Below are 17680 nucleotides of genomic sequence, written 5' to 3'. Positions count from 1 at the left end.
ATACTTTATTGTATCCAAACCGTTTTTATATTTACAAATTCGTGAATTCCATTTATGGCTAGTTCTCTTCCATAACCTGACTTTTTGATTCCCCCAAAAGGCAAACGAGGGTCAGATTTTACCATTCCATTAATAAAAACACTTCCAGATTCTATCTGTGAGGCTAATTCTTGTGCTTTTTCTAAGTTTGTTGTCCAAAGCGAAGAACCTAACCCAAACTCTGAATCATTGGCAAGCTCAATCGCATGGTTTTCATTTTTTGCTTTTATGACCGAAGCAATAGGACCAAAAAGTTCATCATCAAAAGCTGGCATTCCTTCTTTTACATCTACTAAAATTGTAGGTTCATAAAAGGCTTTATTTCGATTTCCTCCTAAAATAACTTTTGCACCTTTTTCTACCGATTTATTGACTTGTTCTTCTAATTCTTTTGCCAAATCTTCTCTTGCTTGACAACCAACATCAGTATTTTCGTCCATTGGATTACCCATTTTGAGAGTTGCCATTTCATTTTTGAATTCTTTCACAAACTCATCATAGACTTCTTTTACAATGATAAAACGTTTGGCAGCAATACAACTTTGACCAGAGTTTTGAGTACGTGCTTTTACGGCAGTTTTGGCAGCCGTTTTTATATCTGCATCAGCCAAAACAATAAAAGGGTCGCTTCCTCCTAATTCTAAAACTGTTTTTTTGATGTTTTTTCCTGCAATTTCAGCAACTGATGAGCCTGCTGCTTCGCTTCCTGTAAGGGTTGCAGCTTTTATGTGTTCATTTTCCAAAACCTGTTTTACTTGACTTCCACTAATCACTAAATTTTGAAATACATTTTTAGGAAATCCTGCTTCTAAAAAAAGTGATTCCATCGCTTCTCCACAACCAAAAGAATTTGAAGAATGCTTCAAAACTCCAGTATTTCCAGCCATAAGTGAAGGAACAGCAAAACGAAAGACTTGCCAAAATGGAAAGTTCCAAGGCATAACAGCCAAAATAACACCAAGTGGGTCGTAACGCACATACGCTTCCGAGCCATCTGATTTTTTGGTAACAGGAGCTAAAAACTCCTCAGCTTTTTCTGCATAAAAATCACAAAGCCAAGCACATTTTTCGACTTCCGATTTAGCTTGAGTAATTGGTTTTCCCATTTCTTTTGTCATGAGAGTAGCCAATTCTTGTTCTTTTTCCTTTAGAAGAAGTCCTAATTTTCTAAATACCTCAGAACGCTCTGCAAAACTCGTCTTTTTCCAATCTTGAAAAGCCTCTTCTGCTTGCTGAATTTTATCTGTGATTTCTGTTTCCGAAAGAAGTGTATAGGTTTTTAAGATTTCATTTGTAGTTGGGTTGATTGTCTGAACGGTGTTTTTTTCTTTAGTTTGATGTGACATAATTGTATTCTTTTGATAAAAATAGAGTTGAAAAAATAAGTCATGGAAGTAGCAGCATTTATACGACTTCTCTCACAATATAAAATAGCTAAGTTGTCAGAAGGTTTAGAAATTCTTTGTAAAAAGCTCAAGTATCTAAGAATACACAAAAAATGCTAAAGGTTCATGCAAAAATTGGCATTGAATACAGAGTTTTGATTAGTTTTAGGATTCAATAACTCGTGCTACTTCAAATTACAAAAATTATGAAAGAACTTACTAAAGAAGAAAATAATAAAGATGAGCATAATGAGTTTGAAAAACCTCCTATCTTTGGAACTTGGCAAACATTTTATAGTATCGTCTTGGGCGAACTAGTAGTTTTGATTGTTCTTTTTTATTTATTTGGAGAATACTTTGGTGCTTAGAAAAAGCAAATACTTTTTAACCACAGAGAAATAAAGAGATTAAGGAGGAAATACAAATATTTTTTTAACATAAAGTTACAGAGAAGACAGAAAAAATACGAATTGGTATTTAACTGGTTACTGGTAACTGATAACTGCTAACTGAAAAAATGGATATTTTAGACTGGGCTGTTCTTATTGCGACACAAGTTTTGATAATCGCTTATGGCGTATGGAAAACTCGCAAACAAAGTAAAAATTTACAAGGTTATTTGCTTTCTGATAGAGATATGAACTGGTTTACAATCGGTCTTTCTATTATGGCTACGCAAGCAAGTGCAATTACCTTTCTCTCTACCCCAGGGCAAGCCTTTGGCAACGGAATGGGTTTTGTACAGTTTTATTTTGGTCTGCCTATCGCTATGGTCATTTTATCAATTACGGCTGTTCCTATTTATCATAAACTCAATGTTTATACAGCGTATGAGTATCTTGAAAATCGATTTGATTTAAAAACTCGTTCCCTAGGTGCTGCACTTTTTTTGACTCAACGTGGATTGGCTGCTGGACTTTCTATTTATGCTCCTGCAATTATTTTATCGACAGTTTTAGGTTGGAATATTTATTATTTAATTGTCATTATTGGAATTGTTGTGATTGCTTATACTGTTTTTGGAGGAACAAAAGCTGTTAGTCAGACTCAAAAACAACAAATGTTGGTTATTCTTATTGGAATGGTGGCAGCAGGATATATTTTGGTTTCGCTCTTGCCAAAAGAAGTTTCGGTTACAGATGCCTTGAGTGTGGCTGGTGCTGTGGGAAGACTAGAAGTAATTAATTTAGAATTTGATGTCAATAACCGTTATAATGTTTGGTCTGGAATTATTGGAGGTTTGTTTTTGGCATTATCGTATTTTGGAACTGACCAATCGCAAGTTCAGCGTTATTTGACAGGAAAATCCATTGCTCAAACTCGTGTAGGACTTTTAATGAATGGAATGGTCAAAATTCCGATGCAGTTTTTGATTCTTTTAGTAGGTGTTTTTCTTTTTGCTTTCTATCAGTTTTATCAACCACCAATTTTTTTTAATAAGCAAAAAAAGGAAAGATTTGTACAAGAAAATACTGTTAAAGCCAATGAACTAACAGAATTAGAAACACAGTATTCTCAAAATTTTGAAGAGAAGAAACAAGTTATTTTTGATTTTTTGGAAGCCAAAAAAGAAGCCGAATCTAAAAATGTAGAATTAGATACGATGTATGCGAGTCGTATCAGAACCTACAATGCACAAAATGATACATTGAGAAATCAAGCAACGGCTATCATTAATAATATTGATAAAGAAGATAAATTAGAAGCCAAACGATTGAGTAATAATGACTTGGATTATGCTTTTATCAACTTTGTTTTAGATTATTTGCCTATTGGTTTGATTGGTCTTTTGGTTTCTGTGATGCTTTCGGCTGCTATGTCGTCAGCCTCTTCCGAACTCAATGCACTTGGCTCAACAACGGTTATTGACATTTATAAACGCTCACTTGTAAAAGATAAAGAAGACGAACATTATGTAAAAGCATCAAAAGGATTTACTATGTTTTGGGGAGTATATGCCATATTTTTTGCAATGCTTGCCACCCAATTAGATAATTTGATACAGGCTGTAAATATTTTGGGTTCGCTGTTTTATGGAACAATCTTAGGAATATTTTTGGTAGCTTTTTATATCAAAAAAGTAAAATCAAACGCTGTTTTTTGGGCTGCTGTTGTGAGTGAGTCACTTATACTTTTTCATTATATTTTCTTAAAAAAACACTTCGATATTGGATTTTTATGGTATAATCTGATTGGTTGTATGATGGTAATTCTTTTTGGGATTTTGTTTCAGCTTTTGTTGAAAGGTGATAAAAAAACACAGATTTAGGTTTTAAATAATATGAAATATACGATAATAATAATCTCAGTTTTAGCCATTTTCTCCTGTAAAGGCAATCAACAAGATAAAATAAAGGATAATAACAATAAAATTGTAAAAGTAGATTCTACTAAAACGGATTCTATACCTTCCAAAAAAGAGTTAGCTGAACAATGTATTCAAAAAGATACAGTTACTCCTATGGGAACAATTATAAAATATTCTTACGAAATTGAAAATGAAGGTTTTAGAATTATTTGGTCAGGAAATTCTTACGAAAGAAGCTCAGATAGTTTATATTACTGTAATTTTTATGAGCAGATGGGAACTTGGGATTTTGTACCAAAGTATATTCACGAAACAAAAAATACTATTGTTCTTCGTAATATTTTTTATACTTCTGGTGGTGGACATCCTGCTCCTATTGCTTATACAACTCTCGTTCTGCCCAAAAATGATACAAGTTCCATTATAGAAAAGTATGAGTTATTAATGACCAAAGATGATTATTTAGTTTATGCAACTGATTTAGATAGTGTTTTTATTCTAAACTTAGAAACAAATAAAGAACAAACGATACTTCTACAACCTAGACCTTTATATATTAGATCACCTAGCATGTCTATTCAGAAATATAAAATAGAGAACAAAGTTTTAAAAATAGAGTATGATGCTATAAAGAAAGTTGGAGAAACTTACGAAGAAATAAGAGTAAAAAAATCATTTAAGATAGAAATTTAGAATACTCTATTTGTTTGTTTAAATGGGAGTATCCCATAAAGTGTGTAAGTTGTAATTTTCATAGGGTCTAATTGTTTTTATAATTTGACCCTATCTCCAAATATAATTACAAACTGGTTGAGTATTATCCCCCAATTTCTAATTTGCATAGACCACTTTCTAGTGGCTTCTCTTATTGCTAAGTACACCGATTTATTTACAGCATCGTCTGTTGGAAAAGAAAGTTTATTTTTGGTGTATTTTCTAATCTTTCCATTTAGATTTTCTATGGTATTTGTCGTATAAATAATGGTTCTTATTTCTACTGGATAGTCAAAAAAGACAGTTAATTCGTCCCAGTTAGTTTCCCAACCCTTTATGGCATAGCTATATTTAGCGTTCCATTTGGCTTTACAATCTGTAAGAGCTGCTTGAGTTGCTTCTTTATTGGGAGCTGTATAAACTGCTTTTAAGTCGTTGGCAAACTCTTTTTTATCTTTCCATACCACAAATTTAAAAGCATTTCTAAGTTGATGAACAATGCATAACTGTGTTGCTGCTTGTGGAAAAACGGTTTTTATCGTTTCTGTAAAACCATTTAAGTTGTCGGTTGCTGTAATTAAAATATCCTCTACTCCTCTGGTTTTCATGTCTGTCAAAACACTCATCCAAAAAGAAGAAGATTCATTTTTTCCTAGCCATAAACCTAAGACCTCTTTTCTGCCATCAGTACGTAATCCAACTGCAATATACATGGTTTTGTTAATTACTTTTGAACCCTGACGAACTTTAAAGATAATTCCATCTAACCAAACGATTAAATAAAGAGCTTCTAAAGGGCGATTACGCCAAGCAATACTATCTTCTACCACCTTGTCCGTAATTCTTGAAATAGTAGAAGTAGAAACTGAAAAACCATAAATATCGTTGAGTTGCTCTTCTATATCAGAAGTACTCATTCCTTTGGCATAAAGAGAGATAATTACATTCTCAATGCCTTCTGTAGGACTTTTTTGACGCTTTTTAATGATTTCTGTGTCTAGTCCTGAAATAGTGTTACAGGTTTTTAGATAAATTAAATATAGATCAGGCAGTCTTTAGATTGTCTGATTTTTCTTTTTTATACGTTCTTATTCGAATGTTTTCCTCTTGATGTGTTTGTTGTGGTGTTTGCATGTAGAGCGACCAATGAGGTCTTTCTGTATTATAAATTTCCACACTTTGTTTTACCACTTTTTGTAAAAACTTCAAATAAGTTATTTGTGAGTCCAATAAAAACTCTTGTTTTAAAATTCCATTCACACGTTCTGCAACAGCATTTTCGTATGGGTCATAGCATTCTGTCATACTACAACGAACACGGTTTTTAATTAAAATAGTTTGATATTCATCACTACAATATTGAACCCCTCTATCTGAATGATGAATTAGTTCTCGTAAAGGATAGTTTCTGTTTTTCAATGCCATTTTCAAAGCATTTGAACAACCAACTGTTTCTAAACTATTAGAAACATCATAACCCACTATTTTTTTTGAATACGCATCTGTAACCAATGCTAAATACATCGGATTCTCCCTTGTTCCAACATAAGTAATATCACTTACCCAAACTTGCTCTGCTCGTTCAATTTTCAAATTTGCTATCAAATTTCTATGCTTTTTGAAACGATGAAGTGAGTTTGTAGTAACATGATACCTCCGTTTAGGTAAAATAAGAAGATGGTTAGCTTTTAAAATAAAAAATAGTTTATCTCGTCCCACTTTCAAGGCTTTCAAAGGAGCTTCTAAAATATGATAGAGTTTACGAGTACCAACTCTTGGCATTTGCGCTCTAACCTTTTTTACTAAATCAACTACTTTTTGAGCCAACTCTTTACATTTTTTCGTTCGCAATAAAGAGTAATAATACACCCGTCTAGTTATCCCAAGCAATTTACAGGTTTTACTTATACTTGTTGCATGCTGTTCACTAAATGAACTAATTACTTGGGTTTGGAGTTTTTTCGTATCTGAATTTTATATTCCTTTTCTGCTAAATCAATCATCATATCAAACAAAATAGCCTTTTTATCTAAAGTAGATAGCTCTTCTTGTAAAGTAGCATTTTGCTTTTTTAGATGACGAATTTCCTGTTCTTGTTCTATTAAACGTTGTTCTGCTGTTTTCATAGGACGAATTACTTTATAAGAATGATCAAAATTACCATATTTATCAAGCCAATTCACAACTGTTTTTCGGCTCTGAATACCATAATTCCGTTGGGCTTGAGTGACTGTAAAAAGACCTTGTTCAATTTCCTTAACTACTTGAAGTTTGAACTGCATGGTGTAGTCTTTCTGTGTACGTTTAACATATTTACGTTCCATAATAAAATTAGTTGTGTAACACTATATTAGGACGACACACTGGCTCAAAAGAACCTGCTCTATCTCTAGGAACTCGTATCTCTTGTTCGCTTGAATGGCTCTTTATTTTTTTCTTTCCATACCCATTTCTTGAGTTAGAATTACTACTTTTTTGATGCTTGTCGTAAGCTAAATGAGCATCTAATTCTCCTTCTAGTATCTTTTCAATACCACGACGATGAAGTTCTTCTAAAAAACTATTCAAGTCTGAACCTGTTTTAAATTGCTTCATAAAAGCATCTGTCAGAATATCTTCTGTTTTCATAAAATGTGAAATTTAAATTCAATTAAAAATAAATAATTTTGAGCTAAATCTAAAATAGCTCCTTTTTAAACTTACACACTTTATGAAACAGTGTCTTTCACTCTAAATTGATATAAAACAAAAATGGGCTTAAAGTACATACTTCAAACCCATTTTTATTTTTTCCTAAACACAGAAAAGTTTCACTTTAATTTGTTTCAACTTCTACTGTTTCTCCATTTTCTATTTTTTCCTCAATAGCCTTAACTGACATCTTAAACAAATCTGTAATTGTCTTTGTATCTATCTCTTGTCTAGATTTAGAAACGACAAACCCTACTTTTGGATATGAATACGCTAACATTTCTCCTGTAGAAGCTAACATAGCTTGTTGTCCAAATAACATTTTTGATATAGTTAGTCCACCTGTTCGTCCTCCTGCTGATGCTGCCATTAGGGGAATAACTTGTATATAACAAACTCCTTCTTCTCTATTCCATATCGCTTCATTGATACGATCTCTTGATACAATTTCGAATTTGTATGGATAAACTGATCTTATCTTTGCCTCAGTAGTTTTTTTGCTTAGTTGTTCTTTATCTATCAAGAGAGTAAGTTTGCTCAACTGTTCGCTATTAGATTTTATCTCTTGACGCATCTCTTTTCCTTTTTTTCCTTCTTTAAAGTTTTCAAGAGAGTTTTGTATATACAAAATAGCATATGCAAAATCTTCTTTAGAAGCTATAATATTTGGCATAATAGCAGAGGTAACATATTTACTTTTTTTGCCTTTACCAAGCATAATTCCTAAAACAGATTTCTCTCCTACTTTAGTACGAAAAGTATTAAACTGACCTACATATTGTGTTACAATATCATGTTCTAGAATAGCATATTTGCTTAGTTTTTTTGCTTTGCGTAAACTTGCTATTTCTTGATGTGATTTATATTCTACTTTAGCATTAAAAGTCCAAAATTTATCAACAGCAGCTTTAATATTTTCGTTATATTCCTTAATATCTTTTCTATAATCCTCAAGTTTAGATTTATCTTTTTTCTTCTTGTATTTCGCTATCAGTTTGGGATCTTCTTTAGCAATACCAACTAATAAAACACGTTTCTTGAGCATGGCTATGTCTTCAGGATTATTTTTAGCTCCTAATTGAGCAAAAGAAGAAGAAACCCCACAAAATAAAAAAAGAATAATAGCACTAAACACAAACAATTTGCTTTTGTACATAAGTAAGTTAAGTTACATTTAAATTAAAAATTAATTTTCCTTAAAAGGAATGCAAAACTAGAAAAACATTTACTTATATCCTACAAAGTATTACTAATTTTGTTTGTTTTTCATAATAATTGAGCCTTTTTACCATATTTTCACTCATCTAGTTTTTTTTATAGTTTTTTTTAGTACATTTGCATCTTCAATTTTTAATCAATTAAACTTACATTTGGATAATGAAAAATTTATTATTTTCTTTTACTTTAATTACTTTTATCATGTTTGGTTTTTCTGCAAAAGCACAAAATGATATTTCGTTTTCTTTTAAAGCTGGAGTAGGCGCATATTCAGGAGGAGGCTCTGCAGGATATGCTGCTGTACTCTCACCTAGATTAAATTTCCTTTCGTTCTCAGAAATAGGCACTCTCTCTGTAGGAACACATATTGGATTAGGTTATTCTAGTAACTCTACTTATAACTCTCGTACAGGAGCAGAAGGACAAAGCTCATTTGTATTTGACCTTCCTGTAATGTTAGAGCTTAATTTGGGAAATAGTTCTAGCCCAGATAATGAGAGTGACTTTGGTGGTTTTGTAGGTGCTGGATATGGGTTTAGCAAACTATCAAACAATGACCTTAATTATGGAGGAAATTCAGCTACTACAAGTGGTCCTGTATTAAATGCTGGCTTATCTTATAGAGGTGTAGGAGTTCGTTTTTCTTACCTTTTAAGCACTAAAGATGCAGAGCCTGGAGAAAGCTCTCGTAATGTACTAGGACTTTCCCTTCTATATACATTAAAGTAGTATAAATTAATACAATCATTTAAACTAAGTAACTGAGTAAAATAAAACATACCTAAAAAAGAATTAGAAAGTAGAAATTTAAACTGTCAAGAAACCTTTGAGGTGTCAGACATATTTTGTTAGCATATAAATTATTTGGCTCTTCCGACTTTTTAGCGATTATATGAATTTGACTATCATTCTCAATCTAAAATTTTGAAAGTTTCTAAACCCATACCCACTCCTTTTGAGGGTCTTAATTTTATTATTAATTCCCTCTACTATTCCGTTAGAATATCTATCTTTGAAGAAATTAATAATATCATTTTTCCAAGAATTAAACGTATTTATAAATCTATTTAGAGCCTTATGATTTATTTTTTGAGCTTCTTCTATCCATTGGTCTAGTAGTTTTTTAGCTTCTTGTTTACTCAAATCAGTATTAAATATATTTTGTAATTCCACTTTCATAAAATACACCTGTCTAAGCGTTGAGCTAAACCTAAACGCTTTAAGTAAAACTCGTCTTTCTTTATAAGTAAGGTCTTTCCATGCCTTGTATAAAAGCCATTTTATTTGCTTGAAATGAACGTTTTTATCATCTTTTCGTCGTAATTCTTTACGAATGCTATCTAGCACTTTATTACAATGCTGAAAAAAATGAAAGCGATCTATTACTACATCAGCGTTAGGAAATACTTCTTTTGCTGTATTTGAAAATCCCTCCCACATATCACAAGAAAATACTTCTATACTAGTACAAAAAACTTCGCCTTTGGATAAAAAATAGGCTTTTAAATACTCTTTATTACGGTATTCTAAAATATCCCAAACTTGACCTGTATCTAAATCTACTAAAACAACAGCATATTCCTTTTTTCCTTTTTTGTAAGCAAATTCATCAATACCTAAACGTCGAGGAAAATAATCTAGGTGTTTTTTTATCTCACGTTTACTATAGGTTTTAAAAATACCATCTAAAACATCCCAAAGTATGTTTTCTCGGATAGCTACTTCTTTGAAACTGCTATCTTTCAAACATAAATAAAGATATTTTTCCAAACGATGAGTTTGATTTTTTTGCTTAGAAACAAAACTAAAAACTTCTTGAAAGTAACGAGTACAATCTTGACAATGAAATTGACGAGAAGTTAAGTGTAAATAAACCTCTTTGTCTAAAATATTTCGGTCACGAACAATACGTTCTGAAGTAGAAGTCACTTTATTGCACTTTTTCAAGCAATTAGGACAAATAGAATCGGCTAAATTACTTTCTCCATAAATAGTTAAGCGAAGTGGAGAAGATTCTATTTTCGTTACTGAAAAATCTGAAAAACCTAATAAAATTGCTATTGTGTTAGTATCCATAGAAAGGCTAAATTAAGAAATTATCGCTAAATTGTCGGAAGAACCAAAAAAATTATTTAAAAAGAGGCTATCCGTACTTTTCGGATAGCCTTTTTTTGATAATTGTTTATTAGTAACTTCTAATTACTCCTCATAATTTTCATTTTCAGAAAGATAATCTGCTTCAGCATGGTCATCTTCGTACTGGTTTTTGACATTTTCTTTCAAATATCCATCATCATCAAAATCATCATCGTCTTCAACCAATTGAAGAGCTGTAGCAACAGACATCCTGACTAAATAAATTTTCTCATCAGTTTCGAAGCGCAAAGCACTCACAGTTTGATTGTCTTTATTTTGGAAGGTAATCAAATGCTGACTATATCCTTCTGGATAAACAAGTTTGATTTGTTCTTGTAAATTAGAGTTTAGTTTTTCAAAATCGGTAATTACACGTGCTTTATTCATTTGTTTTGGTTTAATTATTAGGTTTAGTAGTTGGATTTTCGAAACACAAAATTATTTCCTCTTGTTTGAAAATTCTGAATTATTTTTTTGTTCCTAAACTAATTCTAAACTCTCATTTCTGCAAAAATATTTCAAAAATCAAAAAAAACAGTCAATTTTTATTTTATATTGAATCTGAAAAAGAATTTGAACTTTTTTCATTAAAAAAAGGTAGTTTTTTTATTACTGTCTGACAGTTGAACTTTATCTAAAACTAAAATTAATTCAAAATATCATGGAAATAGAAAACATACAACTACAAACAGAAAGACTACTCCTCAATTCTCTTTCTTACAAAGACATCCCCCAAATTATTGAATATGCAGGAAATCCAAAAATATCAGATAATTTAATCAATATTCCTTTTCCTTATTTCGAACAAGATGCTATTTTTTGGATAAACTCTGCCAATCAAGACCTCAAAACAGGAGAAGCCTACAAATTTGCTATTCGTATCAAAAAAAATAACAAATTAGATTTTATAGGAGCTGTTGGGCTTTTGTTAGACAAAAAACACAATAAAGCAGAATTAGGTTATTGGATGGCAGAGCCTTTTTGGAATAAAGGTTTTATGAGTGAAGCAGTAGGAAAAGTTATTGAATTTGGATTTGAAACCTTACAACTCAATAAAATTTTTGCAAATCATTTTATTTCTAATCCTGCATCTGGAAAAATCATGATAAAAAATGGAATGGTAAAAGAAGCCGAAATTAAAGAGCATTTCAAAAAAGGAGATACATATTTAGATATAATTCAGTATCGTTTGACACAAAAAGAATATAAAAATCAATCAAAATAGCTTTCTAATTATGCAATGGTTTATTTTTTTGTGATTTTCGAAACCTTTGATTTTCCAGTAGTGTAGTAAAATTGTGTTTCTTCATTTCAACCATTGCCAAGGTCTTATTTTTCTTCGAAAAATGACCATTGTCAAGGTCAAAATGAAGGATTCAGTAGAAAGTAAAAAAATGTTTTGCTACAAACACAATTTTACTACACAACCGATTTTCCCTGATTTTATAAAATAATTTAGATGATTTTTTGGGTAAATTTTCAAAAAACATCTTATGTATTTGTTAAACCTTCCAAAAAATTTGTTTAAACAAAACCATTCTGTTACTTTTGTGTTAGTAAGTAATACTATCAATATAGTTAATTAAGCAATCAATTATTTAACTACTTGATTGAAGTTACCTTCAACAACCAATAAACAATCATTTTTCTTTTTAAAAAATCTTTAAAATATTTCTCTTATGTTAGTATCTAACAGAAATTACACAGACACACAAGACACTACATTCAAACAAAAACCTGTTCATAAAAAAACATTAGTCACTGTTGCTAAAGGTGACGGAATAGGTGAAGAAATTATGGATGCAACACTTTCTATTTTGGAAGCTGCAAAAGCAAGAATAGATTTTGAAGAAGTAGAAATTGGTGAAAAAGTATATAAAAACGGACATTCAGCAGGAATAACACCTGAAACGTGGAAATCTTTACGCAAAACAAAAGTATTTTTGAAAGCTCCTATCACAACTCCTCAAGGTGGTGGTTTTAAGAGTTTGAATGTTACGATACGCAAAACTTTGGGACTTTATTCAAATGTTCGTCCTTGTGTTTCGTACAATCCGTATGTACAGACAAAGCATCCAAAAATGGATACCGTAATTATAAGAGAGAATGAAGAAGATTTATACGCAGGAATCGAACATCAACAGACAGACGAAGTAACACAATGTTTGAAACTGATTACAAGTGTAGGAACAGAAAAAATTATCCGTTATGCTTTTGAATATGCAAAAGTATATAACCGTAAAAAGGTTACTTGTTTTTCGAAGGATAATATTATGAAAATTACAGATGGTCTTTTCCACAAAACATTTGATAGAATAGGCGAAGAATATCCAGAAATAGAAAAAGAGCATTGGATTGTTGATATAGGAGCTGCAAAATTAGCTACTAAACCAGAGCAGTTTGATGTAATTGTGATGCCAAATTTATATGGCGATATTTTATCTGATGTAGCTGCCGAAATTACTGGTTCGGTAGGTCTTGCTGGTTCTGCAAATATTGGGGATGATTTTGCGATGTTTGAGGCTATTCATGGTTCTGCACCTGATATTGCAGGAAAAGGAATTGCAAATCCTTCAGGTCTTTTATTGGGTGCTGTTCAGATGTTAGTTTATATTGGACAAGCTGATATTGCTGAAAAAGTACAAAATGCATGGCTCAAAACAATCGAAGATGGAATCCATACAGGCGATATTTACAACGAAGAAATAAGCACAAAAAAGGTCGGTACAAAAGAATTTGGAGAAGCAGTTATTGAAAGATTAGGGCAAAAGCCAACTACTTTAAAGCCTGTGGAATATGGAAGAGGAAAATCAATCAATATTAATGTTGAACCTACCAAAATAGCTAAAAAAGAACTTATAGGCGTAGATATTTTCTTGCATTGGAACGACCCAGCAGACCTAACAGGTAAAAAACGCAATGCAAACACATTAGGCGATGCCCTTTCTAAGGCTGCTTTGGAGAGCAAAACAGATTTAGAACTTCAAATGATTACGAATAGAGGTGTAAAAGTTTATCCTAATGGTTTTCCTGAAACATTTTGTACAGACCACTGGCGTTGTCGTTTCCAAACCTCAACAGAATCAGCGATTGATTATAAGGATGTTTTAAAACTAATGAATAAATTAAATCAAGAGGGATTTGATATTATCAAAACAGAAAACCTTTGTACATTCGATGGTGTTCGTTCCTTTTCTTTAGGACAAGGACAATAAAACATAACAGATTCTTTTACAACCCAAAAAAGCCTTTATTTGAAAAAATGAAGGCTTTTTGAATTCTACCTAAACCTCAACACATAAGAAAATCCACCTCTAAATTCTTGAAAATCTTGAAAAGACTTTGAAGAATTTGCAATTAGAGAAGAGTTCAGAGAAAAAGTATGTCGTTTTTTGATAGTTGTACTTGCTGTAAAATTAGATTGAATAACATTTCCATCAGAGATTTTATCTACAATACTTTGATTATAGGAAGCATCAATATTAAGTTGAAGAGTTTTTTTGAAGACAGATTTTCCTGCGCCAAGCGTAAAACCATACAAGATATTTTCCAAATTAGCGACTTCTACCCTATTAAAATTCAGTCCAGACATAAACGAAAAACTAGATTGCATATATTGTGTAGAATGATTTGCTGAAAAAACTAAGGCTTTCATATCTGCAAAACCTTGTGTGAAAATATTAAAATCATTGACTTGTTGATAAACAGCAGAAAGCGAAATAGTATGAATCTGTGAAGTATCTTTTACAATATTATAAAAAGGTGAAATACTAATGGATTGAACTGTATTACGAATTCGAAGAGAGTCCGAAAGTGGAATATTTCCCTCTTCTTGATTATTTGTATTGTTGGTATAATTAAAATTAATGCCGTAATGAGGTTTTGGAAGTAGATTTATATTCAAATTTCCGATAGTTCGCCAAGTGGTTTCACTTCTTGTATTGAGTAGATTATTTCGCATTATTCCAATCGTTCCATTGACCAAAATTTTATTTTTAGCTAAAGAAATAAAAGGTGTTAGACTAAACCGTTCCATATCATTTGCAAAAAAATACGCTCCTAAGGTCTGATATTCTGGCATTACTCGTTCGTAATCTAACTTTAAAGAATACGATTTTGCTCTCCAAGCAAGACCAATTTTTCCAGCATACGAAACACGAGAAGAAGCCTTTGGATTGACAATTTTATATTCAAAATTACGAAAAGAAGTAGAAGCCAAATCTCTAGTAAAAAAACTTACTCCTACATCTGTATCTAAAGTTAGCTTCTTAAAAACAGTCAGTTTTCCTACCAATCCTAAAGCAATATTTTCGGCAGGTGTAACACCTGTGCTATCCGTCGGACGAAAAATAGAAGTAGAATCATCTTTAGCCTTAAAAAACACCAAATCCACAAAATTTTGAGAACTTCCATAGCCTGCTTTTATAGCATAACCCTTTCTTTTATAACGAGGTAGAGCCAAATCTTTTACGTCTTGTTGGGGCAAATTACTATTAAAAATACCGTTCATTGCTCCAAAACGAAACTTTCCAGTATTAATTTCTACGGCTGCTCCCAAAAAAGTATGACCGTTTAAGGTATAATTTGAATACGTAAGATTACGATAACCCAAATGAAGGGTAAGAAACTTCCACTTCGGACTCATTCCAAATTGAAAAAAAGGACGCTGAAAATCTAACTGTTGTTTGCCCAATGTATAAGAAAATGGCAAGTCTATGCCACCTTTTAAGCGCAAACCAAAATTTCCTGTTACATTCCAGTAAAATGGATTCGAACGCTGTGGGATTCCACTTACACCATAAACATTGAAAGAAGACGAAACCGAACCGTACCAATTTACAAGGTTAGATTTCTTTTTAGCATCTGAATTTAGTTGAGTAGAATCTGTGTTTTGAGCTATTGCAGCAAAACAAAAGCAACAGAAAAAAGCCAAGAAAAGTAGTTTAGATAATGATTTCATAAGCAGTAGGAGTTATTCTAGCGCAAGATTCTATCTTGTGCTTACTATTTTGTAAGCATATGCTTACGAAAGAGAGCGTCCAAGCAAGATGCTTGAACGAGAAAAGTTTTTTAAAGAAAAAAAGGTAATTATTTCAAATCAATTTTTACTTGATTGCTCAATTCAGATTCTGAACCGTCTTCATAAATCAATTTTATGACATAGACAAAGCCTTTTTGATTATCGTAAAGCGAATAATCTATGTATTCATTTTCTTGAATGGTTGTGAGTGCGACAAATTCGGCTTCTTTTTCTTTGCGTAAAATCATTACTTGAAACTCTTGTTTTTGCTTTTCTTTCCATTCTTTTCCTTCCCAAAACAAACGTAATTGCTTTTCCTTTTTCGAAAATTCTGCTTTTAGTGTAGGAACAAAATTTTGTTTTCCATTATCATAAAATTGAATCGATGTAATGGTTGTGATAGGAGAAAGGTTTTCAGATTCATCTTTTGCTTGAATGGCATATTGATACCATTTTGATTTTTCTGTTTTCTTATCCAAAAACTGACTTGTTGTGTCTTCAAAAGTTTTCAAAATTTCCCATTTATCATTCTCATTTTCTCTTCTCAAAACAGAATGCGAAACAACATCTAAACTGCTACTTCTTCTAAAATCTAGTTTTATTCCTTTCTCATTTACTTCATAAAAAGCAACAAAAGGCGAAGTTGGTGGAATAGTATCAGGTTTAGATAATTCTAAAATTTCAGAATAATCAGAAGCATTATAACGCAAATCAATCGCAGCAATTTTGTAGTAAATTTTATTCGAAAGTGTATTTAAAGAGATTGTATCTAAAAAAACATCATTTGCAATCGGCGAAACGGTCAGTTGGGCAAATTCTCGGTCTTTTGCATTGGCATAATAGACTCTATATCCTCTCAAATCAGCTTCTGTTCCTTCCTCCCAATTTAACCTTACAACTCCCAAACTATCGATAGTTCCCTTTAGACTTTTTGGGGTTTGTGGTGGGATACTATCCAAAATGGTGTGCATTGTCGTCATTGATTTGGAAATATTTCCATTTTTATCGTGAGCATAAACCGTATAATAAGAATTAAAAACCTGTTCAGGATTTTTGTCTATAAACTGATTATTTCCACCTATTGAGCGAATTGGATTTTCATTGAGATAAATAAATTCGTGTTCGATATCCAATGCTCTAGCTACATAATACCCTTCCAAATCAGGTTGTTCTCCTATGGGTTGCCACATTATTTTTACAGAACCATCAGGCAGAGTTTCTGTAAAAATCCCACCAAAACCAGCAGCAACAGATAAATCAATTCCTTGTCCTTCTACAACTTCGGAGGGCAAACTCTCATCTCCAAAAGGTGTAAGTCCAATTACTCTATATTTTGCCTTTTGGTAATTTTGAGAAACAGAATCGATATGAAAATTATAGGGAATATCTTGGTCTGTAATAGCTGGATTTTCATTTAATGCAAAAAAAGTCTTTCCATCTGTTGATTTTTCTACCCTAAAAGCTGAAAATGTATCATTTCCATCTTTATCCCAAGTTATGGTTACTGCGTGTTCGCCTTCCTCTGTCGAAACTCCAATGACAGGGTACAGCTCATATTTTTCTGTAAAATCAATTCTTACAATCGCTGTATCTACTTCCATTCCGTCTATTTTTTGAGAAGGATAAATGGAATAAATAGCAAAACCCTCTGTTTTTTGAAATTCATCTTTAAAAGACAATCCCAAACCTTGAGCAGCTTCTTTTTCCATATCAGCCGAAAGCATAGCAAAAGCATAACGCATTTGTAGTTCATTTTCTGTTTTTTTAGCCGTTTCGAAAGGCGAGGAAATTTCTGCTGTATTTACCGAAACAGTACCGTACATCGATTCTGCTGCTGCTGTTACATACGCATTATCTGTGTTGGTTTTAGTTTTCCATTCTTCCAATGAATATGGCAAAATAGGACTTTGCGTAATTTTTTCAGCTTTGAAATCATCATTATTGATATAAATTCTTTCAATGGTATAACCAATTTTATTTTTGTGCATTATGCGCCAAAGCAAAGGCGAAGAAGGAGCAAAGCGCAATAAAACTTCCGAGCCTGTAAAACGTCCTATTGCTTGAATATTTACTGAATCTTTAAAAGGGTCATTATCTTGTGCAACTGCAAAAGAGAGAGAAACACCCAAAAAGAAGAGAATTAAAAATATATTTTTCATTGTTTTTTAT

General features: G+C 31.9%; 16 protein-coding genes. 6 read left to right on the top strand and 10 right to left on the bottom strand.

Going from position 1 to position 17680, the window contains the following annotated elements:
* Positions 1-5 precede the first annotated feature (5 nt).
* On the bottom strand, positions 6-1385 hold the full coding sequence (locus ACE193_RS03420) for an NAD-dependent succinate-semialdehyde dehydrogenase (RefSeq protein WP_375561611.1): 1380 nt from the start codon (positions 1383-1385) through the stop codon (positions 6-8).
* A 245-nt stretch (positions 1386-1630) separates the two neighbouring features.
* Here ACE193_RS03420 and ACE193_RS03415 point away from each other — a divergent pair, with 245 nt between their 5' ends.
* From ACE193_RS03415 to ACE193_RS03405, 3 genes are all read left to right on the top strand, one after another.
* On the top strand, positions 1631-1792 hold the full coding sequence (locus ACE193_RS03415) for a hypothetical protein (protein WP_375561610.1): 162 nt from the start codon (positions 1631-1633) through the stop codon (positions 1790-1792).
* 149 nt (positions 1793-1941) lie between these two features.
* On the top strand, positions 1942-3693 hold the full coding sequence (locus ACE193_RS03410) for a sodium:solute symporter (protein WP_375561609.1): 1752 nt from the start codon (positions 1942-1944) through the stop codon (positions 3691-3693).
* Positions 3694-3705: 12 nt separating this feature from the next.
* Entirely contained in the window at positions 3706-4425 is a 720-nt protein-coding gene (locus tag ACE193_RS03405; RefSeq protein WP_375561608.1) for a hypothetical protein, read from the top strand.
* Between the two features lie 77 nt (positions 4426-4502).
* Here ACE193_RS03405 and ACE193_RS03400 read toward each other — a convergent pair whose 3' ends face one another.
* The 5 genes from ACE193_RS03400 to ACE193_RS03380 form a co-directional block, all read right to left on the bottom strand.
* Positions 4503-5432, bottom strand: coding sequence for an IS256 family transposase (locus ACE193_RS03400; RefSeq protein WP_375563341.1), 930 nt, complete (start codon positions 5430-5432; stop codon positions 4503-4505).
* Positions 5433-5490: 58 nt separating this feature from the next.
* A complete protein-coding gene (locus ACE193_RS03395) occupies positions 5491-6387 on the bottom strand; it encodes an IS3 family transposase (RefSeq protein WP_375563340.1) in 897 nt (298 codons plus the stop codon).
* Complete coding sequence (locus ACE193_RS03390; RefSeq protein WP_375559769.1) at positions 6387-6770, bottom strand: helix-turn-helix domain-containing protein; 384 nt, start codon at positions 6768-6770, stop codon at positions 6387-6389. The genes ACE193_RS03395 and ACE193_RS03390 overlap by 1 nt, the downstream gene beginning before the upstream one ends.
* A gap of 7 nt (positions 6771-6777) precedes the next feature.
* Entirely contained in the window at positions 6778-7074 is a 297-nt protein-coding gene (locus ACE193_RS03385) for a transposase (RefSeq protein WP_375561607.1), read from the bottom strand.
* A 187-nt stretch (positions 7075-7261) separates the two neighbouring features.
* Positions 7262-8293: a hypothetical protein gene (locus ACE193_RS03380; RefSeq protein ID WP_375561606.1), complete on the bottom strand. Its 1032-nt coding sequence runs from the start codon at positions 8291-8293 to the stop codon at positions 7262-7264.
* A gap of 221 nt (positions 8294-8514) precedes the next feature.
* Here ACE193_RS03380 and ACE193_RS03375 point away from each other — a divergent pair, with 221 nt between their 5' ends.
* Positions 8515-9084, top strand: coding sequence for a hypothetical protein (locus tag ACE193_RS03375; protein WP_375561605.1), 570 nt, complete (start codon positions 8515-8517; stop codon positions 9082-9084).
* Between the two features lie 159 nt (positions 9085-9243).
* Here the strand turns inward: ACE193_RS03375 and ACE193_RS03370 are convergent, their stop codons facing one another.
* Positions 9244-10431, bottom strand: coding sequence for an ISL3 family transposase (locus ACE193_RS03370; protein ID WP_375558606.1), 1188 nt, complete (start codon positions 10429-10431; stop codon positions 9244-9246).
* 123 nt (positions 10432-10554) lie between these two features.
* On the bottom strand, positions 10555-10878 hold the full coding sequence (locus tag ACE193_RS03365; protein WP_375561604.1) for a hypothetical protein: 324 nt from the start codon (positions 10876-10878) through the stop codon (positions 10555-10557).
* A gap of 274 nt (positions 10879-11152) precedes the next feature.
* On the opposite strand from ACE193_RS03365, the gene ACE193_RS03360 reads away from it, so the two are divergent.
* Both ACE193_RS03360 and ACE193_RS03355 read left to right on the top strand, forming a co-directional pair.
* A complete protein-coding gene (locus tag ACE193_RS03360) occupies positions 11153-11716 on the top strand; it encodes a GNAT family N-acetyltransferase (RefSeq protein ID WP_375561603.1) in 564 nt (187 codons plus the stop codon).
* A gap of 454 nt (positions 11717-12170) precedes the next feature.
* Positions 12171-13706, top strand: a complete 1536-nt coding sequence (locus tag ACE193_RS03355; RefSeq protein WP_375561602.1) for an NADP-dependent isocitrate dehydrogenase — start codon at positions 12171-12173, stop codon at positions 13704-13706.
* 65 nt (positions 13707-13771) lie between these two features.
* Here ACE193_RS03355 and ACE193_RS03350 read toward each other — a convergent pair whose 3' ends face one another.
* Both ACE193_RS03350 and ACE193_RS03345 read right to left on the bottom strand, forming a co-directional pair.
* On the bottom strand, positions 13772-15451 hold the full coding sequence (locus tag ACE193_RS03350) for a hypothetical protein (protein WP_375561601.1): 1680 nt from the start codon (positions 15449-15451) through the stop codon (positions 13772-13774).
* Positions 15452-15579: 128 nt separating this feature from the next.
* Entirely contained in the window at positions 15580-17670 is a 2091-nt protein-coding gene (locus ACE193_RS03345) for a fibronectin type III domain-containing protein (protein WP_375561600.1), read from the bottom strand.
* Positions 17671-17680: the final 10 nt, after the last annotated feature.

This window comes from Bernardetia aquimarina, from assembly GCF_042180575.1.
Taxonomy (GTDB): domain Bacteria; phylum Bacteroidota; class Bacteroidia; order Cytophagales; family Bernardetiaceae; genus Bernardetia.
Note: the sequence above shows the minus strand (reverse complement) of the source record. Positions and strands in the feature narration are given on the sequence as shown.